Origin of the sequence: Microbacterium testaceum StLB037, from assembly GCF_000202635.1 — a bacterium.
In the GTDB taxonomy this organism is placed as follows: domain Bacteria; phylum Actinomycetota; class Actinomycetes; order Actinomycetales; family Microbacteriaceae; genus Microbacterium; species Microbacterium testaceum_F.
Genome location: NC_015125.1, coordinates 1,640,740 through 1,665,603 on the forward strand (window position 1 = coordinate 1,640,740; position 24,864 = coordinate 1,665,603).

The following is a 24,864-nucleotide window of genomic DNA, read 5'->3' on the forward strand; positions in this document are numbered from 1 at the left end:
GGGTGTCGAAAGGGCTACGGCGTGGGCGATGGAGCACGGTAGTCGTCGTCGTAGTAGTCGAAGGGGTTGCCCGGAACGCAGATGCCACCGACGCTGATGGCGTAGGTGGGCGCCGTGCTGAAGGAGATCGCATTGACGGGGCCGCCCGATCCGAAGACGACGGGGACGGGCTTGGACACGATCCGTGACGTGATCTCCAGGCTGGCCCAGTAGTCCGCGACGCGCTGTACGTCCGCGGCAGGGTCGGTGCCCTCGGTCTGCGCGTAACCTCCGAGCGAGAAAGTCACCCCTTCTTGCCCATCCACTGAACACTGACCGGGCAGGGGCGCGCCTTTAGCGTCGAGCACCCACTCACGGGCACCGACAGCGTTCATGGTGTCGTACAGGACAGAGACAACGTCATCTCGTGCTTGCTCCGGAGTCGTCATGTGTCCTGACGGGTTGGCCGCGCACCCGACGATCCCCAGTAGCGAGGCCATTGCTGCGGCCACACGGCAGCCTCGCCGCACCTTCACAACGAGCGCCGCGAGGATATCCCTGCCCATACCCTGAGTCGCGGGGCCCGGGGGTGCGGGAGTCAGGGCCACGGCCGGGGTGTCGGAGTCTGGTCGTAGAAGTCATACGAGTTCCCCGGAACGCACGGGCCGCCGACACTTATCGCATATGTAGGGGCGGTGCTGAACGAGATCGCGTTCACTGGTCCACCCTCGCCGAAGACTCGGGGCACCGGGTCGGTGACCATGCGGGATCTGATCCCGAGGGTTTCCCAGTAGTCGGCGACGCGTTGAGCGTCGGCTAAGGGATCGGAGCCCAAGGTCGTTGTGTACGCGCCGTGCCCGAAGGCAACGCCACTCTGGCCGTTTCGGACGCATTCTTGCGGGATTGCCAATCCTTTGCGGTCGGGCACCCAGCCGGTCGCGCCGGAGGCGAGCATGGTGCCCTCCAAGATCTCAATGACCTGCTGCTGAGCCTCTTGCGGCGTCATGAAGTCTTCTTTCGTCGTGGCGCAGCTCGCGAGGGCTCCCGCGAGAACGATCGCCAGGGCCGCGGCGATGAGCCTAAGGGCGATCACAAGCTGAACCCGGGGGTGTTGATGATGCTTTCCCAACCTTGTTGAAGAGCGGTCCTGCTCTTTGGTACCGCGGGAGTGAGCCCGCCTTGACCGCCTGTAGCGAGAGCAGTGTTCAAGAGTGACTCCGTTCCCAGGTCGAGATATCCCCATCCGCGTTCGGGCTCGACGAGGACGTTGTGGTCGGTCACAGGGTGCATCCCGTTGTCTCCATCCGTCCCGAAGGTCTGTGCTCTGAAAGAATCCGCGGTCGGATCGATCGGATGGTCAGGGCTCATTCGACCCACCCACGCCCACTGGTCCCCTTGGCCGTTTTCCATGAGTGGGATCATGTTGCGCGCCTGCCCCGCGTAGACGGTGTTCGAGTTGATCTCGGACGCTGATTCGATGGAGGCGGGAAGCCCCGCCGAGCCGAGCGCGACGTACGCATCCACTCTCGGCGTCCCCGGAAGAGTCAGCGCGATCGAGGCGGTCGTCGTCCCATAGGAGTGCCCAACGACGCTCAACCTCGGATCATCCGCTCGAGTCGCGGTGAATCCCGACAGCGCACGACTCAGATTCAGTGCACCGGTCCGCGCGTACTCGTTGCTCATCACGTCGATGCCGCCCTCACTGAGTGGCACGGGCGGCGTTTTGTAGCCCATCCATGCCACCACCGCCTGATCATGAGCCGCTGCGGCGTGGGATTGCTCGTCTGAGATGTTCTGCGCAGCCCTGGCCCAACCTGTCATGTCACGAGATGTGCTTCCCATCCCGGGCACTGCGTACGTCACGGTAGAAGCCTGATCAAGGTCGCCGATCGAGATGGCCGCGAGTGGAGGGCGGTCGTCGTTCAGCATGATGAGTTGCCGATCGGGAGCCTCCGATGGAGCGTCCAGCGCCGCCTCGATGTTCAACAGATTGTCCAGGCGCTCCCTCAGATACTTCAGCCGTGATTCCTTTCCGCCTCCCACGCCGTACTCCGGTCCCCAGGTTGGATCCGCACGATTCATCTCCGTCTCTATGGCGGCGCGCGCCGCGTCGATCTCGTGAGTAAGCGTCGTGCGATTGGCGAGGTCGCGTGACCGGTACGTCACCCCTTCGAGGTTGCCGATGATGAGCGAGGCCCCGCTGATCAGGGCGGCTGCGTGAGAGGCATCCACATTCCGCCACCATGCGGCGACGTCCTTCGGGGCCGGTGGGTGATCGCGCAGCATCGCGGGCCAATCGGGATGCTCGGCCAACATCCGCGCCACCTCATCCGCCTCCATGGTGGCGAGCCGGTGGAGGATGCTCATCGAGATGCGTGAACGGAAGTCCTCGCTCTCTTGGGCCCAGGTCAGCGAGAGATATCGAGGCACCACTCGGGACCACATCACCGGTGAGGCACGCTCCACATCACCGATCCGGCGCAGATCCTGCTCGCACTCGACGAGGGCGGCGCGCAGCGCGCGTCGCAGGCTCTCGCAGCGCTCCTCGAGCTCTTCGTTCCGGGAGTAGCTGTACGGCCCCCACCCGGCCAGCGGGTCGTCCGGGTCGTCGGCCACGTCGTTCGATTCCCGGTAGGCGAGCACAGCGGACCGATGTGCGGCGATGTCCTCGATCAACCGAGCGCGAGTCGAACCGAGAGCGCTCAGCCTCTCGCCGAGGACCCGAAGGGCTGTGGATGCTGCAGCCGATGCGTCGTCGAGGTCGTTCGCCGCCATGGAGGCGGGCTGCAGGGCGGTGACCACCGAGGCTGTGTCGGGCGTATCGAAGACGTCGGGCAGAGTGCTCCACCTCGCGGTGGCTTCATCGACACGTTGACGCACCGTCAGGGCGGCGGCCGCCATCGTGTCCGCGGCCGCGACGAGCGAGGTGGCATCGGCGGGAAGCTCCGGCACGTCGGTGACATCGATGAGCTCGCTCATCTGGGCACCGCCCCGAAACCACGCTTCGTCAACGGAAGGACCCCTTTGGCGATGGCGGTCGTCTGCGCGGCCATCTCGTCGTCGCCGGTGACGAAGGCGATCGTGGCATCCTGCAGCTTCCGGGCGACCTCGCCGGCGTATGCGGCGATACCTGGGCCGCTCTGTCTGCGTGGCGAGAACACGGACTCGAGGCCACGGAGCACACCGGATGCGTCCGAGCGGAGCGCGGCCACCGCGTCGTCAACAGCGGCAAGGGTGCGATCCACAGCGGCGGTGACATCGTCGAAGCACACGGCCACATCGGACATGACGGCCGCCACGCCGACGGCATCCACGGAATAACGCATCCGGTAAAACTAGGTAGGCCGCGGGGGCGGTGAAGGCGTCGTGTGGATAACTCACGCTGAGTTTCATCCGCGTCATCACCCTCCTGGAACCCCCGCATGTCGTGACCGCGATGAACCTTCGACCGGGGCCGGTGTCGCAACGTGACGATGGGCGGACCCGATGTCGGGGCCCCGGGCTAGCCTGGCGACATGTCGGGCAGCGTGTACGTGATCCATGACAACCCCTCGTGGTTGCCGCCGTTCCAGGCGGCCTTCGATGCCGAGGGAGTGCCGCTCAAAGAGTGGCTCCTGACCGAGGGGGCGATCGATCTCTCGACAGAGCCGCCGGAGGGTGTGTTCTGGTCGCGGCTGAGCGCCTCCGCGCACACACGCGATCGCGCGCACAGCAAGGACTACGGTCGGGCCGTTCTCCGGTGGCTCGCGTCCTGGGGTCGCACCGTCGTCAACGGCGCCGACGTGCTCGAGCTCGAGGTGAGCAAGGTCGCGCAGCACGTGGCTCTTCAGCACGCGGGCATCGAGGTTGCGCGTACCGTCGCCGTGCTCGGCACCGAGGGGATCGTCGAGCGGGCTGCGGAGTTCGGTGCGCCCTTCATCAGCAAGCACAACCAGGGCGGGAAGGGCCTCGGTGTGCGGCGGTGGGACTCCGTCGCGGAGTTCGCGGCGTGGGTCGAGGGCCCCGACTTCGAGCCGTCGCCCGACGGGATCACGCTCCTGCAGGAGCTGCTCGTCGCGAAGGCGCCGTTCATCACGCGCGCGGAGTTCGTCGCGGGTTCGCTGGTCTACGCGGTGCGCGTCGACACGAGCGCGGGAAGCTTCGAGCTGTGCCCGGCCGAAGCCTGCGCCGTTCCCGGTGCCGACGGCATCGAGCCCGAGCCGATGTTCCGTCGTCGGGATGACGTCGACCCCGAGCTGATCGACCGGTACCTGGCCTTCCTGGCCGCCGAGGGCATCGGCATCGCCGGCATCGAGTTCATCGAGACGCGCGACGGCCGCACGGTCACCTACGACGTGAACACCAACACGAACTACAACCCCGACGTCGAGGCGGCGGCCCCCCGCTCAGGTCCGCGCGAGATCGCGCGCTGGCTCGGCTCGCTCCTGCCGCAGGAAGCGGTGGCGGCCCGTGGCTGAGGCTGCAGCGCCGCACGCGGAGTGGGAAGGCTTCGGCTTCCAGACGCGTCAAGTGCACGCTGGGGAGGTGGAGGACCTCACGCACGGTTCCCGCGTGACGCCCGTCCACCTGTCGGCGGCCTATCGCTTCGCGTCGTTTCAAGAGGCGACCGACCGGTTCGCGGGCGCCGATCTCGGGCACCTTTACTCTCGCAACCTCAACCCGACGAACCAGGTGGCCGAACGGCGTCTGGCTTCTCTCGAGGGTGGGAGCGGAGCGATCGTCGTCGGGTCGGGTCAGGCGGCGATCACGACCGCACTGCTGGCGCTGGCGGGTAGTGGCGAACACATCCTCTCCACCGCGAGCATCTACAGCGGCACGCGCGTGCTGTTCGACCGAACGTTCGCGCGCATGGGGGTGACCGTCGAGTACGTCTGGGACCCTGACGACGAGGCGGAATGGGACGCCCTCGTCCGTCCCGAGACAAAGGCGATCTTCACCGAGACGCTGCCCAATCCGAAGAACGACATCGTCGACATCGCCGCCGTCGCCCGCGTCGCGAAGCGCTACGGCATCCCCCTCATCGTCGACAACACCATCGCGACGCCGTTCCTGATCCGCCCGATCGAGCACGGCGCCCACGTCGTCGTGCACTCCGCGACCAAGTTCCTCTCCGGCCACGGGGCGAACCTCGCCGGGGCGGTGGTCGACGGGGGAACGTTCGACTGGGTGGCATCCGACCGCTCCTACCCCGCGATCACGGAGACGCCGATCGCCACGCATGCGTCGTTCGTCGACGCGTTCGGTCCGCGCGCCTTCGAATTCTCACTGCGGTTCGGGATCGCGAACGACACCGGCCCGGCATTGTCCCCTCTGAACGGCTTTCTGCTGCAGCAGGGCATGGAGACGCTGTCTGTGCGCATGCGCCAGCACCTCGCGAGCGCACGCACCATCGCCGAGTGGCTCGAGACGCACGACGCCGTTGAGAGCGTCGACTACGCCGGCCTCCCGTCGCACCCGCAGCACGCTCTCGCCGTTCGCGACTACGGCGGACTCTCCGGCTCGGTGTTCTCGTTCACCGTGCGCGGTGGCCGTGATGGTGCGGAGCGGTTCTTCGACGCCCTGCGTCTCTTCAGCCGCATGACGAACATCGGCGACACCCGATCGATGGCCCTTCATCCCGCGACCACCACGCACCTCGGCTTCACGCAAGAGACGCGCGACCGCCTCGGCATCGGCGACGGTCTCGTTCGCCTGTCGATCGGACTCGAGGATGCCGAAGACCTCATCGCCGACCTCGACCAGGCCTTGCGCGCGGCCATCTGACCGTCGCGCCGGTCCCGGACTCCGCGTCCAGTGTGTCGTGTGCCCGTGCGCCCGTGCGCCCGGCGCCTTGCGGGGGCCGTGCCGGCGTGCCCGCGCGCGGTCGTTGAGTGTCCAAAACACCCGGACGATTCCGGAAACCGTCCGGGTGTCTTGGACAGCGAATGGGTGGAGGGGTGTCGCGCGCGTCGCCCCTCACGGTGGACACCGCGCGGGCTCAGGCGTCGCGCAGCGCCTCCAGACGGCGCACGCGCGGGATCACCTCGAGGGCGAAACGCTGCATCTCAGGGAGGTGCGGTGAGAACTGCAGGAGCAGCGTCGAGACGCCGACGTCCGCGAACGCGACGATCCGCTCGGCGACCTGGTCGGGGGTGCCGACGAGGTTCGGGCGGAGGCCGCGGTTCGACACCGAGTACTCCTTCAGGTCGACGGGGGTGTCGAGCTTCGACTTGCTCACGAAGTCCTGGTACGACCCGTACGCCGCTCCCCCGCGCACGTCCGTGATGCGTGCGATCTCTGTCTGCGCCTCTTCCTCGGTGTCGCGCACCACGGCGTAGGCGGCCATGCCGAACGCCTCGAACGGCTTCCCCCCGGCGGAAGCCCGCCGCTGCCGCATGTCCGCGACCTTCGCCGACAGCTCCTCGAGGGTCCCGCCGTGCGTGAGGTACGCGTCGGCGAAGCGCGTGATGGCGGTGCGACCGGCCTCGCTCTCGCCGCCGGCGTACAGGCGCGGGCGCACTCGCGGCTTGGGCTCGGTGTAGGTCCCCTCGGTGCGGTAGTACTCCCCCGCGTACGCGAAGGGTGTTTCCGACCAGAGCCCGCGCAGCACCTCCACCCACTCGATCGTGCGGGCGTAACGGTCATCGTGCGCGCTGAACAGGCCGTCGTACTGCTTGGCCTCCTCGGCCCACCACGCCGACACGACGTTCAGGGTGAACCGACCGCCGCTCATCTCGTCGATCGTCGCGGCCTGCTTCGCCGTGTGGAACGGGTTGTGGAATCCCGGGCGGACCGCGGTCATCAGCTCGAGAGACGAAGTCACTGCGGCCAGGCCCGCGGTCACCGCCCAGGCATCGAGCGACGGAGCCTCGACACCCTTGATGTCGTTGAGGTTGAGCTCGGGGATGAGGGTCAGATCGAAGCCGCCCTCCTCGGCGACCCGCGCGATCTCGGCGATGTGCGCGAACGAGACAGGTGTCTGCTCGTCGTCGACATTGCGCAGCCACCCGCCGAAGATCGGGGTCCAGTAGCCGAATCGCACGCGCTGAGGGGATGCCATGCCTCCATCCTCACCCGAGCGACGGGCCCCGGCGCGACGCAGCGCCTTCCACCCAGCGCCTTCGACGCAGCGCCTTCCCCCCAGCGCCTTCCCCCCAGCGCCTTCGACCCCGCGCCGCCCGGCCTAGGCTCGAAGCATGGTCGAGACGCGGTACGTCACCCCCGACCGCCCCCGCGCCGAGGCTCTTGTCGCTGCGGCTCTCCGGGCCGCCGGGCAGCCCGTGGTGCCGGGCGAGTGGCAATGGGTCGAGCACGGCTCGGCCAACCTCGTCGTCCTCGCCGGCACAGCCGCCGTGCGGGTCGGCCGTACCGCGTCGGCGGCCGCGGAATCCCGCCGCGCCCAGGCCCTCATCGACGCCCTCCCCGACCTGCCCTTCGCGGTCCCGCGTGCGCTCGCCGATCCGCTGTCCGACGGAGACATGGTTGCGATCGTGCAGCGTCGGCTCGAGGGCATCCCCCATCCGAGTGGACACGGAGAGGCCACCGCACTCGAGCGCCTCCTCGACGCGCTCGCCGCCGTGCCGATCGACCCGCACGATCCGAACCTCGCGATCCCGCACGCGTTCATGGGCGGTGGGGAGTGGCATCCGGTGATCGTCGAGCACGCGGTCCCGCTGCTCTCACCGGAGGTCCGGGATGCCGCGCGTCAGGCCGCCGATGCCCTCGCGGGCCTCGACCCGGCGCCGTACGCTCTCGTCCACGGCGATCTCGCCGGCTCGAACGTGCTGTGGAGGGGAGGCACCGTGGCGGGGGTGATCGACTGGGATCTCGCGAGCGCGGGTGATCCGGCGGTCGACGTCGCCGCCCTGGCCGTGTGGCACGGGTGGGAGGTGATCGAGCGCGTTCGTCCGCCGGAGGTCGTCCGGCGGGCGCGGGTCGTGGCGGCAACGCATCCCCTCCAGGTGATCGCGTTCTCGATCGTGAACGAGCGCCCGGAGGCCGAGGTCCTCCGGGCCGCCGCATGGGCGACCGCGCGCCTACATTCCCCGGACGGCATGCGACGGAGAACGGCCCACGAAACGGGACGGGAGACGGTGCGATGAGCGGCGCACGGCTTGGATTCTTCACGCGACTTCTGGATGCCGGCACCGACGGCGAGCGATACCGTCGGGCGCTCGCGCAGGTCCGGGCCGCCGAGCAGCACGGCTTCGCCTCGCTCTGGGTGGCGCAGCACCACTTCGACCGCGACGAGGGCGGACTGCCCTCGCCGTTTCCCTTCCTCGCCGCGGCCGCCGTCCAGACAGAGCACATCGCGCTGGGTACGGGGATCGTGACCCTCCCGATCGATGATCCGGTACGCGTGGCCGAGGACGCCGCCGTCGTCAACGCCCTGAGCAACGGGCGCGTGCAGCTGGGCATCGGCACGGGCGGGACACCGTCATCGTTCGCCGCGTTCCAGCGCTCGTCCGAGGACCGGCGGGAGATCCAGGCCGCGCATATCGAGGTGCTGCGCGAGGCGTTCGGCGGGCGCGGCATCCGGGGCACGTCCTCGGTGCTCAATCCCCCGGCACCCGACCTTGCGGTACGCCTGTGGCAAGCGACGTTCTCGGTCGAGGGCGGCCGTCGGGCCGGGCTCGACGGCGACGGTCTGCTCCTCTCGCGGACCCAGCCGAAGAAGCCCGGCCAAGCGCTGCACGACGTGCAGCGGCCCATCGTCGACGCGTACCTCGAGGCGCTGCCACCGGGTGTCGAGCCGCGGATCCTCGCCTCGCGCAGCGCCGTCGTGGTGGATGCCGCCGACCTCGACGCCGCGTGGCAGACGGCGGACGCCGGCCTCCGGCGTCTCGCGCGGACGTTCCTCCGGCAGGACGGCGCCAGCGACCTGCGCGACGTCGCCCGCCTGACCGACACGCACCTGGGCACGGTGGACGAGGTCGTCGCCTCTCTCGAGGCCGATCTCACTCTCGGCCGTGCGACCGATGTCGCATTCCAGGTGCACTCCGTCGACCCCGCCCACGAGATCACCCTGCGCTCGCTCGAGCTGCTGGCGACGCAGGTGGCTCCTCGCCTCGGTCTCCGCACCGGCGCCGAAGCCGCCGCCGAGCTGCGGAACCTGACTGCCCACCACAGGAGTCCCCGCCGAACCGGTGTGATGGACCGCCGCCGCTCCCCGGTCGCGACGGCTTCGTCTGGACACGCGCGGAAAGGGTGACGAGACTCGATGCACGAAGGAGTGGGCATGAGCATCGACTTGACCGGACATCGGGCGCTCGTCACCGGGGGAGCCAGCGGCATCGGCGAAGCCATCGCGAGGAGATTCGCGGATGCCGGCGCCCAGGTGACCGTGGCCGACGTCAACGGCGAGGTTGCCGCGCGCGTGGCGGGGGAGATCGCCGGCCGCGCGTGGGCGGTCGACCTCTCCGACACGGCCGCGTTGCGGGACCTGACCCTCGATGTCGACATCCTCGTCAACAACGCCGGCATCCAGCACGTCAGTCCGATCGAGCAGTTCGATCCGGAGCGGTTCTCGTTCATGCTCCGGCTGATGCTCGAGGCGCCCTTCCTGCTCATCCGCGCGGCGCTCCCGGGGATGTACGAGCGCGGCTTCGGCCGGATCCTCAACGTCTCGAGTGTTCATGGCATACGCGCATCGGCATATAAGTCGGCGTACGTCACCGCGAAGCATGGGCTCGAGGGCCTGTCGAAGACGACCGCCCTCGAGGGCGGGCCGCACGGCGTCACCAGCGTGTGCATCGACCCGGGGTACGTGCGCTCGCCACTGGTCGAGAAACAGCTCGCTGACCAGGCCAAAGCTCACGGCATCCCGGAGTCCGAGGTGCTCGAGAAGGTCCTCCTCCAGGATGCCGCGATCAAGCGACTCGTCGAGCCCGATGAGGTGGCATCCCTCGCTCTCTGGCTCGCGGGTCCCGACGCCGGGATGGTCACCGGCGCGAGCTACACGATGGACGGCGGCTGGTCCGCGCACTGACGTCCCCACACGGACCTCGCGGCGAGTGTCCAAGACACGCCGCAACTCCCCCGCGCCCTATCGATCGGCGGAGCTCACGGAGCGCGCGTCAGCGGAAGAACACGTCCGAGACGATGCTCACGATCCAGTACCCGACGACGATCACGCCGATCACGACCGTCACCCAGGACACGCCCTGCTTGAGGCGCCGGCCGGTCGGAGCCACGCCCACCGGGGGTGGAATCAGCATCGGCATGGCCGACGCGACGCCCGACGACGAGAGCCGCTCGTCGCGCCAGCGCGCCCACTGCGCCACCTTCTCCTCGATCGCCGCCACCGTGGTGAACAGCCATTCCCACGTCCGCGGGTCGAGGGTCGAGAGGTCGCGCCGCGCGTAGAGGAACAGCCAGTCGTCGACGATCTCGACGTCGAGGGCGGCCGCGTTGTCGACGAACCGCGCCATGACGTCGGGCGTGAACAGGTACAGCGCATCGCGCTCGTACCCCTCGGGGCAGTACAGCGCGAAGTGCTTGTCGAAGTCGCCCTCGAGCCCGAGACGCTGTCCACGCGTGAACGTGATCGGCAGGTTCGACGCCCCGAACAGACCGTTGTTGCCCACGGCATCCAGAACGATGTGGGGGAGCGGGGTGTCGAGCCGGAGCGCGACGTACGCCCACTTGTGCGTCGTCTCGCTCTTCCCCGATCCCGTCTTGTACGTGTAGTTCGCGACCTCGATGAAGCGCGGACGGTAGCCGCTCACGACGTCACTCGCCTCGCGCGAGTGGCCCTGCGTGAAGATCATGCCGGGGAGGGGCGGGTCGTCGACGTCCCCGCGCCACTCGAGTCCGTTCGCGCGGGCGAAGCGGTCGAGCCGGAAGCGTCGCTCGGCCCTCCCGCGGAACGCGCGCACGATCGCCACCACGACCAGCGCGATGACCGCGACCAGGAACAGCACGAAGAAGATCGACACAGGGTTGACCGTGTTCCGGCCGGAGGTGAGCGTGTAGATCAGCGCGAGCAGCGAGGGGAACGCGAAGAGCACGATGGCGCTCGCGATGAGGGTCAGCACGAGACCCGACACCCACCTCGTCCGCAACGCCCCGCGCCGACGCAGATCAGCGGTGAAGGCGCGTACCTCGGCGCGGTCGACGGGCGCGGTCAGGGGCGTGGGGTCGAACGGGGGAGTTCCGGATGCCACGGGCACACCTTCCTCAGAGGGTCTCGTCGTGCGCGGCCCAGGTTACCGAGCCGTGGTCAGGGCAGCAGCGTGGTCAGCGCAGCAAGAGCACGGGGAGCAGCGCCATCCCGCCGACCAGGGCGAGACCCAGTGCCAGGACGCCGCCGAGGATCCCGAGCACCAGCCACGGAACGCCGCGGCGCAGGCGGCGACCCGGGGGAGCGACGCCGGGCGGCGCCGACAGCGGCACCGGCGCGACAGGAGCGGGAGCGGATGCCACAGCCCCCGGCATCCCTCCCCCCGGTGCCGCCAGGCTCGGGGCGCCCGCGGCCGCGCCCGCAACACCTGGCCCCCACGGCACCCCCGGATCCGCGGCCGGCAGCAACCGGTCGTCGCGCCAGCGTTCCCACTGCGCGAGCTTGTCGAGCAGGGCGGAGAGGAGAGAGAACGTCCAGGCCCAGCGTCCGGGGTCGAGCGTCGACATGTCGCCCGACGAGTAGAGGAACAGCCAGTCGTCGATGATCTCGACGTCGAACACCGCCGCGTTGTCGATGAAGCGCGCCATGACGTCGGGGGTGAAGAGGTACAGCGCATCGCGTTCGTACCCCTGCGGGCAGTACAGCCGGAAGTACCGGTCGAAGTCCCCCTCGAGACTCAGGTGCTGGTCGCGGTCGAACGTCCCGAGCGAGATGTTGTTGCCCGAGGCATCCAGGACGATGTGGGGGAGCGGCACGTTGAGCTTGATGGCGATGTATCCCCATCGCACCGTGGTTTGGTTCTTCCCGTTGCTCACCGTGTAGTGGTAGTTGCCGACCTCGACGAAGCGCGGCTCCCGCCCGCGGAGGACGTCGACGGCGGTCCGTCCGCTGCCGCGCTGGAAGATCGACCCGGGCAGCGGCGGCTGGCTGATCGAGGGAACGTACTCCATGCTCACGGCCTGCGCGAAGCGCGCGAGTCGCCAGCGTCGCTCTTGGGCGATGCGGTCGCCGCGCAGGCCGAAGAAGAAGGCTCCGACGATGACTCCGACGCACAGCAGGACGGGGAACGCGAACAGGATGCCGATGACGAGGGCACCCTCTTTGAGCACCGGGGCGAACGCGATCAGCAGGACGAGCCCCACCAGGGAGAAGCTGCCGATCAGGATGAGCATGACGACGTAGACGATGATGGCGGCGATCTTGCCGCCGTCGGAGACGCAGCCCTCTTGGCGCAGGCGCTTCGTGAACGCCCTCGCAGCCGTCGCATCGAGCGGATCCATCAGCGCACGTGCGTCGAACGGTCGAATTCCCGGCATCCGTCCCCCCACGGTCGTGATCGAGGACCACGTTACCGAGGAGGATTCCGCCGAGCGAGGCGGCATCCGTTAGACTATGAAGGTTGTCTGGCGACGCCCATGCGCGTATAAGCCCGAGACAACGTGCACCACACCCTCCTGCTGCCGGGAAATGCCCGTCAGCCGTTCTAGTCCGAAGGAGGTGGGTTAGTGACGCACCAGTACGAACTCATGGTCATCTTCGATCCCGAGGTCGACGAGCGCCAGGTCGCTCCGAAGCTCGACGGATTCCTCAAGGTCATCACGGCCGATGGAGGAACCATCGACAAGGTCGACATCTGGGGCCGCCGTCGTCTCGCCTACGAGATCCGCAAGAAGAACGAGGGCATCTACGCCGTCGTCAACTTCGTCGCGACCAGCGAGGCCACGAACGAGCTCGACCGTCAGCTGAAGCTGAACGAGCAGATCATGCGCACCAAGGTCCTCCGTGCCGAAGAAGCGATCGCCCAGGTCGCCGCCGAAGCCAAGCGTTCCGAGGAGAAGGCCGCTCGCAAGGCTGCCGCTCCCCGCAAGGTCGAGTCCGCCGAGAAGGCTGCGAAGTAACGACGATGGCCGGCGAAACCGTCATCACCGTTGTGGGCAACCTCACGGCCGACCCCGAGCTGCGTTACACGCAGAACGGTCTTCCGGTCGCGAACTTCACCATCGCGTCGACTCCCCGCACGTTCGACCGTCAGGCGAACGAGTGGAAAGACGGCGAGGCGCTGTTCCTGCGTGCCTCGGTGTGGCGCGAATTCGCCGAGCACGTCGCCGGTTCGCTGACGAAGGGCAGCCGAGTCATCGCGACCGGTCGCCTGAAGCAGCGTTCGTACCAGGACCGCGAGGGCAACAACCGCACCTCCATCGAACTCGAAGTCGATGAGATCGGCCCCTCGCTCCGCTACGCGACCGCCCAGGTCACCCGTGCCGCTTCCGGCGGCGGCGGTGGCGGCGGCGGTCAGCGCCCGCAGGTGCAGCAGTCCAACGACGAGCCGTGGTCGACGCCCGGTTCGAACAATGGCGGCGGCAACAGCGGCGCTGACGCGTGGAGCACTCCTGGTTCCTACGGAGACGACACCCCGTTCTGATCTTCGCCGCGCTCTCTCGAGCGAGACGACCCCCTGAAATTCCGGATGCCACACCTCGGTCCGCGTGACCGGCTCGGCATCCGAACCACACGAAAGAAGGAAGCATGGCTGGAAAGGCCACTGGCGACCGCCGCAAGCCGCGGAAGGGCGCGAAGAACGCAGCCCCCGCGAAGGCGATCCGCGTCGGCGTCATCGACTACAAGGACGTCGCAACCCTCCGCAAGTTCATCTCGGAGCGCGGGAAGATCCGCGCCCGTCGTATCACCGGTGTCTCCGTGCAGGAGCAGCGCCTGATCGCCCGCGCCATCAAGAACGCGCGCGAGATGGCTCTCCTGCCCTACGCCGGCGCCGGCCGCTAAGGAGCACCCGATGGCAAAGCTGATTCTCACGAATGAGGTCACCGGGCTCGGTAGCGCCGGTGACGTTGTCGAGGTCAAGAACGGGTACGCCCGCAACTACCTCATCCCGCAGGGCTTCGCCGTGGCTTGGAGCCGCGGTGGCGAGAAGCAGGTCGCGTCGATCCGCGCCGCTCGCGAGTCCCGCGCGATCCACGCGCACGAAGACGCCGTGGCCCTGAAGAACTCGCTCGAGTCGAACACCGTCAAGCTCGCCGTCAAGGCCGGCAACGAGGGTCGCCTCTTCGGTTCGGTCAAGCCCGCCGATGTCGCCGACGCCGTCCAGGCCGCCGGCCTGGGTGAGCTCGACAAGCGCAAGATCCAGATCACCTCTGCGATCAAGTCGGTCGGCCAGCACGAGGCGACCGTTCGCCTCCGTGACGACGTCACCGCCGTGATCACCCTCCAGGTGGTCGCCGCGAAGTAATTCGCGACGCTCGATTTGGCCCCGCTCCTGCTTCGGCAGGGCGGGGCCTTTTCGTTGCTGCCGGGGTGGCTTCGACGGGCTCAGCCACCGTGGCTTGAGGTCCCTGAGCTTGTCGAAGGGGCCGGGGGCGGCTTCGACGGACTCAGCCGCCGTGGCTTCAGGTTCGAGGGGCCGGGGTGGCTTCGACGGGCTCAGCCACCGTGGCTCGAGGTCCCTGAGCGTGTCGAAGGGACCGGGCCAGACGCGCGACACACGCCCGTCACACCGCGACCCTAGGCTGACGCCGTGCAAGAGCGTGTTGGTCGTGTCGTGGTGTACTCGGCATCCCTCGTCCTGCCGATCACCGCTCCGCCCATCCGCGGTGGCGCGATCGCGGTGGCGGCCGGGCGGATCCGGCACGTGGGGGAGCGCGAGTGGGTCGTGCACGAGCTGCGCACCCGCGGGATCGCCTTCGACGAGGTGCACTGGTCGGGCGTCCTCACCCCCGGGCTCGTCAACGCGCACGCGCACCTGCAGTACACCGGCATGGCCGAGGTGGGACGCGGCACGTACGACGGCTTCGACGACTGGGCGCGGGCGTTCCAGGTCGTCTACGAGACTCCGCACGACTGGCGAGTGGATGCCAGAGCCGGCGCCCAAGCGATGATCGCCGCCGGCACCACCGCCGTGGCCGACGTGGTCACCGACGTCGAGGCCGCCTCGGCGCTGCACGACGCTGGGCTGCACGGCATCACCTACTGGGAGGTAATGAGCTGGACCAACGCCGCGTGGGCCGAACGCGGGCGCGCGGAGGTCGAGGCGCGCCTCGACGCGCTGCCGTCTCCGCCCGGGACCGGACTCTCGCCGCACGCGCCGTATTCGCTCGACGTCGAGCCGCTCCTCGAGATCCCCGACATCGTGCGCGAGCGGGGGAGTCGTCTGCACATCCATCTCGGTGAGGCCGCGTTCGAGCGGGAGCACGGCGAGGCGGCCCCATGGCGCGAGCGGCGTCCCGCCAGCTTCCAGGCGCTGCGCGACCAGGGCTTCGGCACGGGGGCGACGGAGTTCGTCGACGAGCTCGGTGTGCTCGGACCCGACTGCCACATCGCGCACGGCGTCTACATGACCGCGCGGGACCGCGCGACGCTCCGTGCCCGCGGGACCACCGTGGCCCTCTGCCCGCGGTCCAACGCCGTCATCGGCCTCGACGAGCCGCCGGTCGCCGCCTACCTCGTCGAGGGCAATGCGCTGGCCGTGGGCACCGACTCTCTGGCATCCAGTCCCTCGCTGGATCTGCTGGCCGACGTGGCGGCGCTGCACCGGCTCGCTCGGGCGCAGGGCTACGTGCACCGCGACCTGTCCGAACTGCTGCTGCGCGCGGCGACCCTGGGCGGGGCGCACGCGATGGGGCTCGACACCGGTCCCGCACGCACGGGGTACCTCGCCGTGGGAGCGGCGGCCGACCTCGCGTTCTTCGACCTGGACGTGGATGCCGTCGACGACACGATCGAGAATCTTGCGACCGACGGTGCCGGGCGCGCGGCCGCCACCCTGATCGACGGCGTGGTGCGTTCGGCATCCGCTGTGTTCACCCGAGAGACCGGAGTACTCGCCCATGACCGATGACCGTCCCGCCACCGCCGTCCTGCTCGACCTGGAGCCGCACGCGGAGGGCGGGTGGTTCCGCCGCATGTGGACGGGCGGCTACGCCGTCGAGACGCCGGCGGGGGAGCGGCCGGCGGCGACGTGCATCCACTACCTGCTGACGCCGGGGGAGGAGAGCGCGTGGCACGTCGTGACGAGCGACGAGGTCTGGCTGTGGCACGGGCCGGGCAAGCTCGCCCTGTCGCTCGGCGGGGACGGCGAGGCGCCGTCGCTCGATCACACGGTCGTGCTCGGCCCGGACCTCGCGGCGGGGGAGCGGCTGCAGTACACGGTTCCGGCCGGGGTCTGGCAGGCGGCGCGGCTCGTGGCCGACGAGGAGGTCGTGGTGAGCTGCGTGGTGTCGCCGGGGTTCAGCTTCGAGGATTGGCGTCTCGCGGACTGAGGTGCGCCGGCGCGGCACACCGCTACGTGCAGCGCCTGTCTGACGGTCCTCCGCAGGGGACTTTCCTCGGCCGACGGGGAGTTTTCCGCCGTGGCGTGTGAGGCACGTGTGACGCGTGAACGGACGGTGAAGAGCGCCTGTCCGGACGACACGCCCACGCGAACGTGAACTTGACACGGGCGCGGCCCGCCAGTAGCGCAGTGGCGAAGTTATCCCCCTGGTTGTACACACCTTCTTGTCAAGTCGAGCAACCTTCAACTCCCACTTCAACCCGGATTTTCCCCCACCTCCTGTGGAGAGAAAAAGCCCAGGTCAGGGGCATCCTGTGCTTCGACTTTCCACATTTGACCCCAAGTTGTCCACAGAGGTTGTGCACAGCCTGTGCGGCGTTTCTCGCAATCTCTCCACAGAGTTATCCACAGGGTCATTTGCGTGTGGAGAGCGCCGTCCTTAACGTGGGTGCAGCCCCTCGGGCACACCCGTTCTCCCCCGCGCGCGTCGATGTCGGAACCCCCTGGTTCGATGCACTCGAGGCCGTCACCGCGCCCTTCTCGTGTCGCGATGGGTGAGTGCGTCCGAGAACAGAAGGAGAGCCTGTGTCGATCGCTGATATCGCCGAAGAGCGTCTCGGAAAAGCACCGCGCCCCGAGCGCACCCCGCCGCACGACATGCTGGCCGAGCAGTCCGCTCTGGGCGGCATGCTCCTGTCGAAGGATGCCGTGGCGGATGTCATCGAGACCCTCCGCGGTCCCGACTTCTACGTGCCGAAGCACGAGCTGATCTTCGACGCGATCCTCACGCTGTACTCGCACGGCGAGCCGACCGACGTCGTCACCGTCACCGACGAGCTCATCAAGACCGGAGAGCTGCAGCGCGCCGGAGGCCCGGACTACCTCCACACCCTTACCTCGATCGTTCCGACCGCAGCCAACGCCGGTTATTACGCGTCGATCGTCGCCGAGCGCGCTCTGCTGCGTCGCCTCGTCGAAGCGGGCACCCGCATCGTGCAGATGGGCTACTCGGGCGAGGGCGACCCGACCGAGCTCGTCAACAGCGCCCAGGCCGAGATCTACAACGTCTCGGGCGATGACAGCGCGGAGGACTACATCCCCCTGACGGTGGCGGTGGATGCCGCCGTCGACGAGATCGAGGCCGCTCGCGGTCGCGACGGCTCGATGACCGGCATCCCCACCGGCTTCGCCGGCCTCGACCAGCTCACCAACGGTCTGCACCCGGGCCAGATGATCGTGCTCGCCGCGCGCCCCGCCATGGGTAAGTCGACGCTTGCGCTCGACTTCGCCCGCGCCGCCGCGATCAAGTCGAACGCGCCGTGCATCTTCTTCTCGCTCGAGATGGGCCGCTCCGAGATCGCGATGCGCCTCCTGAGCGCCGAGGGAGCCATCCCCCTGCAGAGCATGCGCAAGGGCACGCTCGACTCCCGCGACTGGACCACCGTCGCCGCCACCCGCGGCCGCATCAACGACGCCCCGCTCTACATCGACGACAGCCCGAACATGACGCTGGTCGAGATCCGCGCCAAGTGCCGTCGCCTGAAGCAGCGCGAGGGCCTGAAGATGGTCGTCATCGACTACCTGCAGCTGCTCACGAGCGGTAAGCGCGTCGAGTCGCGCCAGCAGGAGGTCAGCGAGTTCTCGCGCGCGCTGAAGCTGATGGCCAAGGAGCTGCAGGTTCCCGTCATCGCCCTCTCGCAGCTGAACCGTGGTGCCGAACAGCGCGCCGACAAGAAGCCGGCCCTGTCCGACCTACGTGAGTCGGGCTCGATCGAGCAGGATGCCGACATGGTGGTGCTCCTGCACCGTGAGGCCGCGTACGAGAAGGACTCCCCGCGCGCGGGCGAGGCGGACCTGATCGTGGCGAAGCACCGTAACGGTCCGACGGACACGATCACGGTGGCGTTCCAGGGGCATTATTCGCGGTTCGCGGATATGGCGCCGGGGATGTGACAGAGGTATTCATCATGGTTTGAGAGTTCGCATCTCTCAGGTCATCTGATTCCCGAACGTGGAGGAATGCCGATCGGATGGGTAAGAAGTCGCATCTCTCTGACGATGCGCGCGAGCTGCTGGCGCGCGTGAAGAAGAGATACCTGGGGTCAAGAGATTTCAACGGACTCCACGTGAGCAGGCGCGAAAGCTCCGACACCGTCCTGGATGCCGCGATCGAACTCGTCGACGCTGGTCTCGTTCAGGTCGTCGGCCCGAGTGACTACATGAATATCCATATACGACCGTGGCCGTCGCGCCGCACGGTCTCCGATCAAATCTTGGAGCTTCGCGAGCTCACCGAGAACGAGTACGGTGTTGCCCTTTACCCGATGGCCAAGGCGATGAAGGGAGTCAGACTCCCCAAGAAGTATGAACAAGCTCCATTTTCGCGAGCAATGGCGCGTGGTCGCTCAACTCTCGAGGTCGCATACTTCTCCACGGATGTGCTCGAGGGCTACCGGAACGACGCGCGGTTCAGGTTCGGCATGGGCGACTTCGGCATCAGCTTTGGATTGACTGACGAGGCGTACGAGGAGGAGGAGGAGAAGGAGTTCGAGGGGACCACCTCGCTCATTCACCTTGGCTTCGGCTACGACGTGCGGGGACATGACGCGAGCGATCCGGACAGCACGATTGTCCGGCGAGTAGCGGCTTTCTACGGTGATCTTGACGACCTGACTCCGGCCCATCAACAGAGGTGGGCGAGCTATCAAGTCGACTCGGATGGGGTCGACCCTCATCCGGTGTGGTTCAGGTCGCAGATGGGTCACTGGCCGGATGCTGTTGGTCCATTCCATCGGCTTACGCAGGAGCTGAAGAACTTGAATGAGCTCTGGGAGAACGTGTGGAACGGCAGACTTTTTCGAACGCATCGTACGCCAGACGACTTCGGCTGGATCTTGCGTCCTGACCAGAGGGAGTGGGATCACTTCATTTTGTCCCTCGACAAGCTGTTGTCGGACAACATCGACCCCAAGGCGCTCGACCGAGCGGGTGCCTCGAAGACGAACGATGTGGGCCAAACGCTGGGAACTTTGGCTCGCCTCGAAGTATTCATGATGGCGAACGGCGTGGCGAGGGAGAAATCCCAATGGGCGCTGAAGCCGTTGCGGGAAGTGCGGGCCGCCAGGCAGAAGCCAGCCCATGCACTTCGGAGCAACGTGACCGACCGGACGTTGGTCCGCAAGCAAATGGATCTTATGCACGATGTCAACGAGGTATTGATCAACATCCGTCAATGGCTCGCTAGCTACCCGGCGAATCGAGGTTGGGAAGATCCGCTCGACGGCTTAAAGGACTATCCCATCTAAGCTGCGCTAGAACTGCCGCTGTGGCGTGGCGTTCGCCATAGTTCTGTCGACCGCCGGCGCGTGACTCTCCCTCCGTCGCGCCTCGCCACGAAGAGACCCGAGCCATGTCGAGCCATCGCGGCGAACCGGGAATGAGCTGCCTCACTTAGTTGTTGCGTCAACTAAATGCGGCCGGACCGTCCGCTCCGCAGGCCGAAGGACGTATCCGATGACCGCTCCCGCGCTGACCTGGCGCCCGTCTCCCCTTCACACCGCCGGTGCCGCGGCCGACGCCACGCGCATGGACACGGTCGAACTCCTCGTCGGAGACCTCGACGCGCAGACGGAGTTCTACCGCCGCGCCGTCACTCTCGAGGTGCTCGACCAGTCCGGCCCGCGCGCAACCCTCGGCCGTGACGGTATCCCGATCGTGACCCTCACCCACACGCCCGACCTACCGCCCTTCCGCCGGCACGATGCCGGGCTGTACCACACGGCCATCGCGTTCCCCGATCGCGCGGCGCTCGCCGCGGCGGTCATGTCGATGGCCCGACACGCGGGGCATCTGTACGAGGGCGCGACCGATCACACGTTCAGCAACGCCTTCTACTTCCACGACCCCGAGGGCAATGGCATCGAGCTCTACTGGGATCGCCCGGTCGAGGTCTGGCAGAACAAGCCCGCCGGATGGATGCCGCAGAACCTGGCGATCGACCCGAACGCCTTCCTCCGCGAGCACTTCGACCCCTCACGCGAGAGCACCGACGAGGCCACGATCGGCCACGTGCACCTGCAGGTCGGTGACATCGCGACGGCGCGCCGCTTCTACGTCGACACCCTGGGCTTCGACGTCGTCATGGACCTCGGGTCCGCGTTGTTCATCTCCGCCGGCGGCTACCACCACCACATCGGCATGAACACATGGCACAGCGCCGGCGCCGGCCCGCGTGCGGTCTCGCTCGGGCTGGGCGATGTCCGTCTCCGAATGCCAGAGCGCAGTGACGTGCTCGCCCTCGCCGATCGTGCACGCCACGCTGGCATCGCCACGGAGGACGACGGGCGGAGTCTCCGGCTCCGCGACCCCTGGGGAACCCTGTTGACCGTCACGCCGGAAGAAGGTGCGGCATGAACGCGGCGGTCTCGCTCCTCCCACGCGCGGAGGTCCGCACCGAGGTGCGCATCCCGCTGCGCTTCGCCGATGGCTTCGAGACCACGGCGCGAGTGTCGACTTTCCGTCACCTCGTCGACGGCGCCGAGCACCTGCTCCTGTCGTTCGACGGGACCGCACCGAGCGACGACGCTCCCCTGGTGCGGCTGCACAGCGAATGCCTCACCGGCGACGTGTTCGGTTCGGAGCGATGCGACTGCGGCCCGCAGCTGCGCGAGGCCGTTGAGCGGCTGTCGATCGAGGGTGGCGCGCTGCTCTACCTGCGGCAGGAAGGCCGTGGCATCGGGCTGTACGCGAAGCTCGACGCGTACGCGTTGCAGGATGCCGGACTCGACACCTACGAGGCGAACACCGCCCTGGGGCACGGGGAAGACGAACGCGATTACACCGCGGCCGCGCAGATGCTCGATGCGGTCGGGGTGCGTGGCATCCGGCTTCTGACGAACAATCCCGACAAGGTCGCGCAGCTGACCGCGCTCGGGATCACCGTCCATGGCGTCGTGCCGACCGGAGTGCACCTGACGGCGGCGAACGCTCGCTATCTGCAGGCGAAGCGCGATCACACCGGCCACCACCTCGACCTCGGGGTAGCGTGAGGGCGCGGTAGCCCTCCCGCTCCCGACGTTCGGAGCACCTGATGACCTACGCCGTTCCGCGCATGACCCCCGAAGAGGGCGAAGCCTGGCTCGGACTCTTGCGCGTCTGCAATCTGCTGCCGAGCGAGCTCGATGCGCAGTTGTCGCGCGACTCCGGGATGACGCATTACGAGTTCGGCCTCATGTCGTACCTGCGCGCGATGCCCGAGTCGACGGCATCCATGACCGAAATCGCCGAGGCCACGAACGCCACCCTCCCGCGGGTGTCGCACGTGTGCCGACGGCTGGAGGGGCGCGGGCTGGTCGAGAAGTCGATCTCGCCCGCCGATCGACGCGTCAGCATGGCCACTCTGACCGCGGCGGGGCGACGGGAGTTGATCCGCGCGACGCCGCGACACATCGCCACCGCGCGCCGGCTCGTGATCGATGCGCTCTCGCCGGAAGATCTGGCTCACCTCTCGCGGATCACCGCGATTCTCGGGAAGAATCTCGATCCGTTGCACCGGTTCGGCCCACGGGGATGAGGGAGCGCTCGATGACCACGCGTGTCGGTGAACCATGAAGCTTCTGCTGACCTCCGGCGGGGTCACGAACGACAGCATCCGTGCCGCTCTCGTCGAGTTGCTCGGCAAGCCGATCGAGGAGTCGCGCGCGTTGGTGATCCCGACGGCGCAGTGGGGCCACCCGATGTGCACGCCCGAGAGTCTGTGGCGCGCCGTGTCGGGGAAGACGCGTCTCGTCGAGCTGGGCTGGGAGTCCGTCGGGATCCTCGAGCTCCTCGCTCTGCCCACCATGCGTCGCGAGCGCTGGGAGCCGTGGGTGCGTCAGGCCGACGTCCTCCTCGTCGACGGGGGCGAGGCGGTCTACCTCGCGCACTGGCTGCGCGAGTCCGGGCTCGCTGACCTGCTCCCGTCGCTGCCGGACACGGTGTGGGTCGGGGTGAGCGCCGGCAGCATGGTGCTGACGCCGCGCATCGGGCCGGAGTTCGTCGAGTGGCAGCCGGACGGCCCCGACGAGACTCTCGGTCTCGTCGAGTTCTCGATCTTCCCGCACCTCGACTACCCGGGCTGGTCGTCGAACATCACGGAGAGCGCGCGGCGGTGGGCGTCGAAGATCGGGGTGCCGGCCTACGCGATCGACGACGAGACGGCCCTCATGGTCGAGGGCGATGAGGTGCGCGTGGTGTCGGAGGGGCGCTGGGAGCGGTTCGGCGGAGGGATTTAGCCGACGGTGCGCTCAGCCCCGGAGGGCGTGGTCGACGGGCATCGCGCGGGTCCAGCCCTGCTCGTGCAGCCGCTGCGTGCCGGCGAGGATCAGGTCGAGGGCGAAACCGAATTCAGCGTCGTCGTCGCAGGCCTCACCCGCGTGGGGAGAGGTGGTGGCCATGCGCACGATCGCGGGATACGACGTGGCGAAGGCCGCCATCGCGCGCGCCCGTTCGTCGGGGTCGCTGGGCGGTTGGGGCGTCGGTAGCCCGTCGCGCGTGAAGCCCCACATGCGTGTCGAGAGGGCGTGCATCGTGTGATGCACGAGGTCGGCCGAGAGCCCGCCGGCGAACATGCCCGCTATGAGGGCGTCCAAGTGCCGCAGGGTCAGCGGGGTCGCGAGCGGGCGCGTCTCGATCGCTTCTCGAGCCCAGGGGTGCGCGGCGAACGCCGCTCGGGCCGCGAAGATCCGTGCCCGCGTCGCGTGCATCCATTCGCCCTCGGCGTCGACGTCGGGGATGCCGGCGATCACCTGGTCGAGCATGTTGTCGATCAGCTCGGACCGGTTGGCGACGTGGTTATAGAGCGCCATCGGGGTGACCTTCAGCTGGTCGGCGAGAGCCCGCATGCTCGTCCGCTCGAGCCCCTGCTCGTCGGCCATCGCGACCGCAGCCTCGACGACGCGCTCCCTGTCGAGGCGCGGCGGAGTTGACATATGTACAGCGTATATCCATACTCTCGATCATGCAGGCATACACCGTATATACCGACGCTTCTCCGTCCCTCTCGCGGCACACCCCGCGCCAGCACGCTCGCGCCGCCGGCATCCTCTACCTGGTGACTCACGTGACCTCGGTCGTCGCGGTGGTCGCGTATGGTGCCGGGCTTCTCCCGGCGGGAATCACGCTCGAGTTCGCCCTGGCGATCGGGTGTGCGGGGACGGGGGCGCTGCTCTGGCACCTCCTGCGCGCCTTCGGGCCGGTCCGCGCCACGACGTTCGCTCTTCTTCGCGCGGTCGAAGCGGCGGTCATCATCGCCGGGACGCTGCCGATGCTCGCGAGGATGTGGGCGCCGATGGCTGGTGGCGCGGTGACGGAGGTGGCATCCGCGATGCACACCGCCTCGTTCCTCGTGGGCCAGGGCTTGGTGATCAGTGTCAACACGATCGTGCTCGGGTGGCTGCTGTGGGACGCGCGTGTCGTGCCCCGCGCGCTCGCCGCGCTCGGCCTCGTCGGGGGCGCGCTCGTGCTCGCGAGCAACCTCTGTCAGCTGTGGGCGGTCATCCCTCTCAACGGGCCGGTCGCGGGGGTGGCGGCGCTGCCGGTGTTCGCCTTCGAGGTCTGGCTCGCGATCCTGCTCATCGTCCGCGGGTTCCGGGAGCCTGTCGCCGAGGACCTCTCCGCCCAGTCGAGTGGCCCGATAGGGTCTCCGGCATGACCGATCGCGCCGTCCCGAACCTGCCGTCTCGCGACTTCGACGCCACCATCGCGTTCTATCGAGGGTTCGGGTTCGAGCAGGACTACCGCGACGAGGGCTGGCTCATCCTTCGGCGCGGCGAGCTCTCGCTGGAGTTCTTCCCCTTCGCCGACCTCGACCCCGCGAGCAGCTCGTTCATGTGCAGCATCCGCGTCGACGACGTCGACGAGCTGTACCGACGCATCACGGCGGCGGGGGTCGTCGAGAAGACGGTCGGGTTCCCGCGCGTTCATCCGGTGACGACGCAGCCGTCAGGATTGCGGATCGGGAACCTGATCGACATCGACGGCACGCAGTTGAATCTGATCGAGAACCCCGCGCCGTGAGACGTGGACTGAGCCTCCCTAGGCTCTTGCCATGAGCGTCAGTCTGAGGGTGGGCCCGATCGCGTATCCGATTGGACGCGCTGACTTTGTCGGGTCGTTCTTCGACACCGTCACGGTTCGGCTCGAGGGAGGTGCTCGCGGCTCGCGGTTCCCGACTCTCGCAGGGCTGTATCGGGATGGTGAGTTGTCTCCGGATGCCGCGGAGCTCGCCCGCGTGGAACTGGCGGACGTTGAGCGCGAGTTGCGGCAGCACCCGCCCGCCGACGTGATCTGGGACATCGACAAGTCGGACGTCAGCCCGCCGTGGGGGAGCGACATCGCCGACACGATCACCTCGCTCGGTGATTACTTCGTCACGGCCGATGGGCGGCAGCTCATTGCGGTGATGGACACTGCGCTTGATGCGAGCGTTCGTACCGGAAAGCCGGTGCGGATCGTCTGACTGTCT

28 protein-coding genes are annotated in these 24,864 nt (G+C 68.1%); 20 read left to right on the forward strand and 8 right to left on the reverse strand.

Going from position 1 to position 24,864, the window contains the following annotated elements; translation table 11 throughout:
- Window positions 1-14: 14 nt before the first annotated feature.
- The 4 genes from MTES_RS07530 to MTES_RS07545 all read right to left on the reverse strand — a co-directional run bounded on the left by MTES_RS07530 (window position 15) and on the right by MTES_RS07545 (window position 3,305).
- Complete coding sequence (locus MTES_RS07530) at window positions 15-287, reverse strand: hypothetical protein (protein ID WP_043361172.1); 273 nt, start codon at window positions 285-287, stop codon at window positions 15-17.
- Between the two features lie 290 nt (window positions 288-577).
- A complete protein-coding gene (locus MTES_RS07535; RefSeq protein ID WP_013584632.1) occupies window positions 578-985 on the reverse strand; it encodes a hypothetical protein in 408 nt (135 codons plus the stop codon).
- Between the two features lie 83 nt (window positions 986-1,068).
- A complete protein-coding gene (locus tag MTES_RS07540) occupies window positions 1,069-2,958 on the reverse strand; it encodes an alpha/beta hydrolase (protein ID WP_013584633.1) in 1,890 nt (629 codons plus the stop codon).
- On the reverse strand, window positions 2,955-3,305 hold the full coding sequence (locus tag MTES_RS07545) for a DUF6507 family protein (RefSeq protein WP_013584634.1): 351 nt from the start codon (window positions 3,303-3,305) through the stop codon (window positions 2,955-2,957). Before MTES_RS07545 ends, MTES_RS07540 begins: the two co-directional genes overlap by 4 nt.
- 189 nt (window positions 3,306-3,494) lie before the next feature.
- Between MTES_RS07545 and MTES_RS07550 the strand changes: the two genes are divergently transcribed.
- Window positions 3,495-4,436, forward strand: a complete 942-nt coding sequence (locus MTES_RS07550; RefSeq protein WP_013584635.1) for an ATP-grasp domain-containing protein — start codon at window positions 3,495-3,497, stop codon at window positions 4,434-4,436.
- Window positions 4,429-5,742 carry an O-acetylhomoserine aminocarboxypropyltransferase/cysteine synthase family protein gene (locus MTES_RS07555; protein ID WP_013584636.1) on the forward strand — a complete coding sequence of 438 codons (1,314 nt, stop codon included), beginning with the start codon at window positions 4,429-4,431 and terminating at the stop codon, window positions 5,740-5,742. Before MTES_RS07550 ends, MTES_RS07555 begins: the two co-directional genes overlap by 8 nt.
- A gap of 214 nt (window positions 5,743-5,956) precedes the next feature.
- Here the strand turns inward: MTES_RS07555 and MTES_RS07560 are convergent, their stop codons facing one another.
- Window positions 5,957-7,018, reverse strand: a complete 1,062-nt coding sequence (locus MTES_RS07560) for an LLM class flavin-dependent oxidoreductase (protein WP_013584637.1) — start codon at window positions 7,016-7,018, stop codon at window positions 5,957-5,959.
- Window positions 7,019-7,154: 136 nt separating this feature from the next.
- Here MTES_RS07560 and MTES_RS07565 point away from each other — a divergent pair, with 136 nt between their 5' ends.
- The 3 genes from MTES_RS07565 to MTES_RS07575 are packed head-to-tail and all read left to right on the forward strand — an operon-like array spanning window position 7,155 to window position 9,946.
- Window positions 7,155-8,060, forward strand: coding sequence for a phosphotransferase family protein (locus MTES_RS07565; RefSeq protein WP_013584638.1), 906 nt, complete (start codon window positions 7,155-7,157; stop codon window positions 8,058-8,060).
- Window positions 8,057-9,169 (forward strand): putative FMN-dependent luciferase-like monooxygenase, encoded by a 1,113-nt coding sequence (locus tag MTES_RS07570; RefSeq protein ID WP_013584639.1) that lies wholly within the window; start codon window positions 8,057-8,059, stop codon window positions 9,167-9,169. Before MTES_RS07565 ends, MTES_RS07570 begins: the two co-directional genes overlap by 4 nt.
- Window positions 9,170-9,196: 27 nt before the next feature.
- Window positions 9,197-9,946 (forward strand): 3-hydroxybutyrate dehydrogenase, encoded by a 750-nt coding sequence (locus tag MTES_RS07575; protein ID WP_013584640.1) that lies wholly within the window; start codon window positions 9,197-9,199, stop codon window positions 9,944-9,946.
- An 88-nt stretch (window positions 9,947-10,034) separates the two neighbouring features.
- Here MTES_RS07575 and MTES_RS07580 read toward each other — a convergent pair whose 3' ends face one another.
- A complete protein-coding gene (locus MTES_RS07580) occupies window positions 10,035-11,123 on the reverse strand; it encodes a hypothetical protein (RefSeq protein ID WP_148272835.1) in 1,089 nt (362 codons plus the stop codon).
- Window positions 11,124-11,196: 73 nt separating this feature from the next.
- A complete protein-coding gene (locus MTES_RS07585; RefSeq protein ID WP_013584642.1) occupies window positions 11,197-12,360 on the reverse strand; it encodes a hypothetical protein in 1,164 nt (387 codons plus the stop codon).
- Window positions 12,361-12,585: 225 nt separating this feature from the next.
- Between MTES_RS07585 and rpsF the strand changes: the two genes are divergently transcribed.
- From rpsF to MTES_RS07645, 12 genes are all read left to right on the forward strand, one after another.
- Window positions 12,586-12,978 carry a 30S ribosomal protein S6 gene (gene rpsF, locus MTES_RS07590; RefSeq protein ID WP_013584644.1) on the forward strand — a complete coding sequence of 131 codons (393 nt, stop codon included), beginning with the start codon at window positions 12,586-12,588 and terminating at the stop codon, window positions 12,976-12,978.
- Between the two features lie 5 nt (window positions 12,979-12,983).
- Complete coding sequence (locus tag MTES_RS07595) at window positions 12,984-13,502, forward strand: single-stranded DNA-binding protein (RefSeq protein ID WP_013584645.1); 519 nt, start codon at window positions 12,984-12,986, stop codon at window positions 13,500-13,502.
- 104 nt (window positions 13,503-13,606) lie between these two features.
- The gene (gene rpsR, locus MTES_RS07600; protein WP_013584646.1) at window positions 13,607-13,861 is read left to right on the forward strand and encodes a 30S ribosomal protein S18; all 255 of its coding nucleotides are present in this window, start codon (window positions 13,607-13,609) and stop codon (window positions 13,859-13,861) included.
- A 10-nt stretch (window positions 13,862-13,871) separates the two neighbouring features.
- A complete protein-coding gene (rplI, locus tag MTES_RS07605; protein WP_013584647.1) occupies window positions 13,872-14,324 on the forward strand; it encodes a 50S ribosomal protein L9 in 453 nt (150 codons plus the stop codon).
- Window positions 14,325-14,609: 285 nt separating this feature from the next.
- Complete coding sequence (locus tag MTES_RS07610; protein WP_043361184.1) at window positions 14,610-15,929, forward strand: amidohydrolase family protein; 1,320 nt, start codon at window positions 14,610-14,612, stop codon at window positions 15,927-15,929.
- On the forward strand, window positions 15,919-16,350 hold the full coding sequence (locus tag MTES_RS07615) for a cupin domain-containing protein (protein ID WP_013584649.1): 432 nt from the start codon (window positions 15,919-15,921) through the stop codon (window positions 16,348-16,350). Before MTES_RS07610 ends, MTES_RS07615 begins: the two co-directional genes overlap by 11 nt.
- 668 nt (window positions 16,351-17,018) lie before the next feature.
- Window positions 17,019-18,314, forward strand: a complete 1,296-nt coding sequence (gene dnaB, locus MTES_RS07620) for a replicative DNA helicase (protein WP_419865644.1) — start codon at window positions 17,019-17,021, stop codon at window positions 18,312-18,314.
- A 77-nt stretch (window positions 18,315-18,391) separates the two neighbouring features.
- Window positions 18,392-19,666: a hypothetical protein gene (locus MTES_RS07625; RefSeq protein ID WP_013584651.1), complete on the forward strand. Its 1,275-nt coding sequence runs from the start codon at window positions 18,392-18,394 to the stop codon at window positions 19,664-19,666.
- Window positions 19,667-19,874: 208 nt separating this feature from the next.
- Entirely contained in the window at window positions 19,875-20,774 is a 900-nt protein-coding gene (locus MTES_RS07630) for a VOC family protein (RefSeq protein ID WP_013584652.1), read from the forward strand.
- A complete protein-coding gene (locus tag MTES_RS07635; protein WP_013584653.1) occupies window positions 20,771-21,409 on the forward strand; it encodes a GTP cyclohydrolase II in 639 nt (212 codons plus the stop codon). The genes MTES_RS07630 and MTES_RS07635 overlap by 4 nt, the downstream gene beginning before the upstream one ends.
- Window positions 21,410-21,450: 41 nt before the next feature.
- Complete coding sequence (locus tag MTES_RS07640; protein ID WP_013584654.1) at window positions 21,451-21,933, forward strand: MarR family winged helix-turn-helix transcriptional regulator; 483 nt, start codon at window positions 21,451-21,453, stop codon at window positions 21,931-21,933.
- 34 nt (window positions 21,934-21,967) lie between these two features.
- Window positions 21,968-22,633 carry a Type 1 glutamine amidotransferase-like domain-containing protein gene (locus MTES_RS07645; protein WP_013584655.1) on the forward strand — a complete coding sequence of 222 codons (666 nt, stop codon included), beginning with the start codon at window positions 21,968-21,970 and terminating at the stop codon, window positions 22,631-22,633.
- A gap of 12 nt (window positions 22,634-22,645) precedes the next feature.
- Here MTES_RS07645 and MTES_RS07650 read toward each other — a convergent pair whose 3' ends face one another.
- On the reverse strand, window positions 22,646-23,329 hold the full coding sequence (locus tag MTES_RS07650) for a TetR/AcrR family transcriptional regulator (RefSeq protein ID WP_013584656.1): 684 nt from the start codon (window positions 23,327-23,329) through the stop codon (window positions 22,646-22,648).
- 29 nt (window positions 23,330-23,358) lie between these two features.
- Here MTES_RS07650 and MTES_RS07655 point away from each other — a divergent pair, with 29 nt between their 5' ends.
- From MTES_RS07655 to MTES_RS07665, 3 genes are read left to right on the forward strand one after another with little or no spacing between them, the layout of a single operon-like run.
- Window positions 23,359-24,051 (forward strand): DUF4386 domain-containing protein, encoded by a 693-nt coding sequence (locus tag MTES_RS07655; RefSeq protein ID WP_013584657.1) that lies wholly within the window; start codon window positions 23,359-23,361, stop codon window positions 24,049-24,051.
- A complete protein-coding gene (locus MTES_RS07660; RefSeq protein ID WP_013584658.1) occupies window positions 24,048-24,416 on the forward strand; it encodes a bleomycin resistance protein in 369 nt (122 codons plus the stop codon). The genes MTES_RS07655 and MTES_RS07660 overlap by 4 nt, the downstream gene beginning before the upstream one ends.
- A gap of 31 nt (window positions 24,417-24,447) precedes the next feature.
- Window positions 24,448-24,858, forward strand: coding sequence for an Imm70 family immunity protein (locus MTES_RS07665; protein ID WP_013584659.1), 411 nt, complete (start codon window positions 24,448-24,450; stop codon window positions 24,856-24,858).
- The last annotated feature ends 6 nt before the right edge of the window (window positions 24,859-24,864 follow it).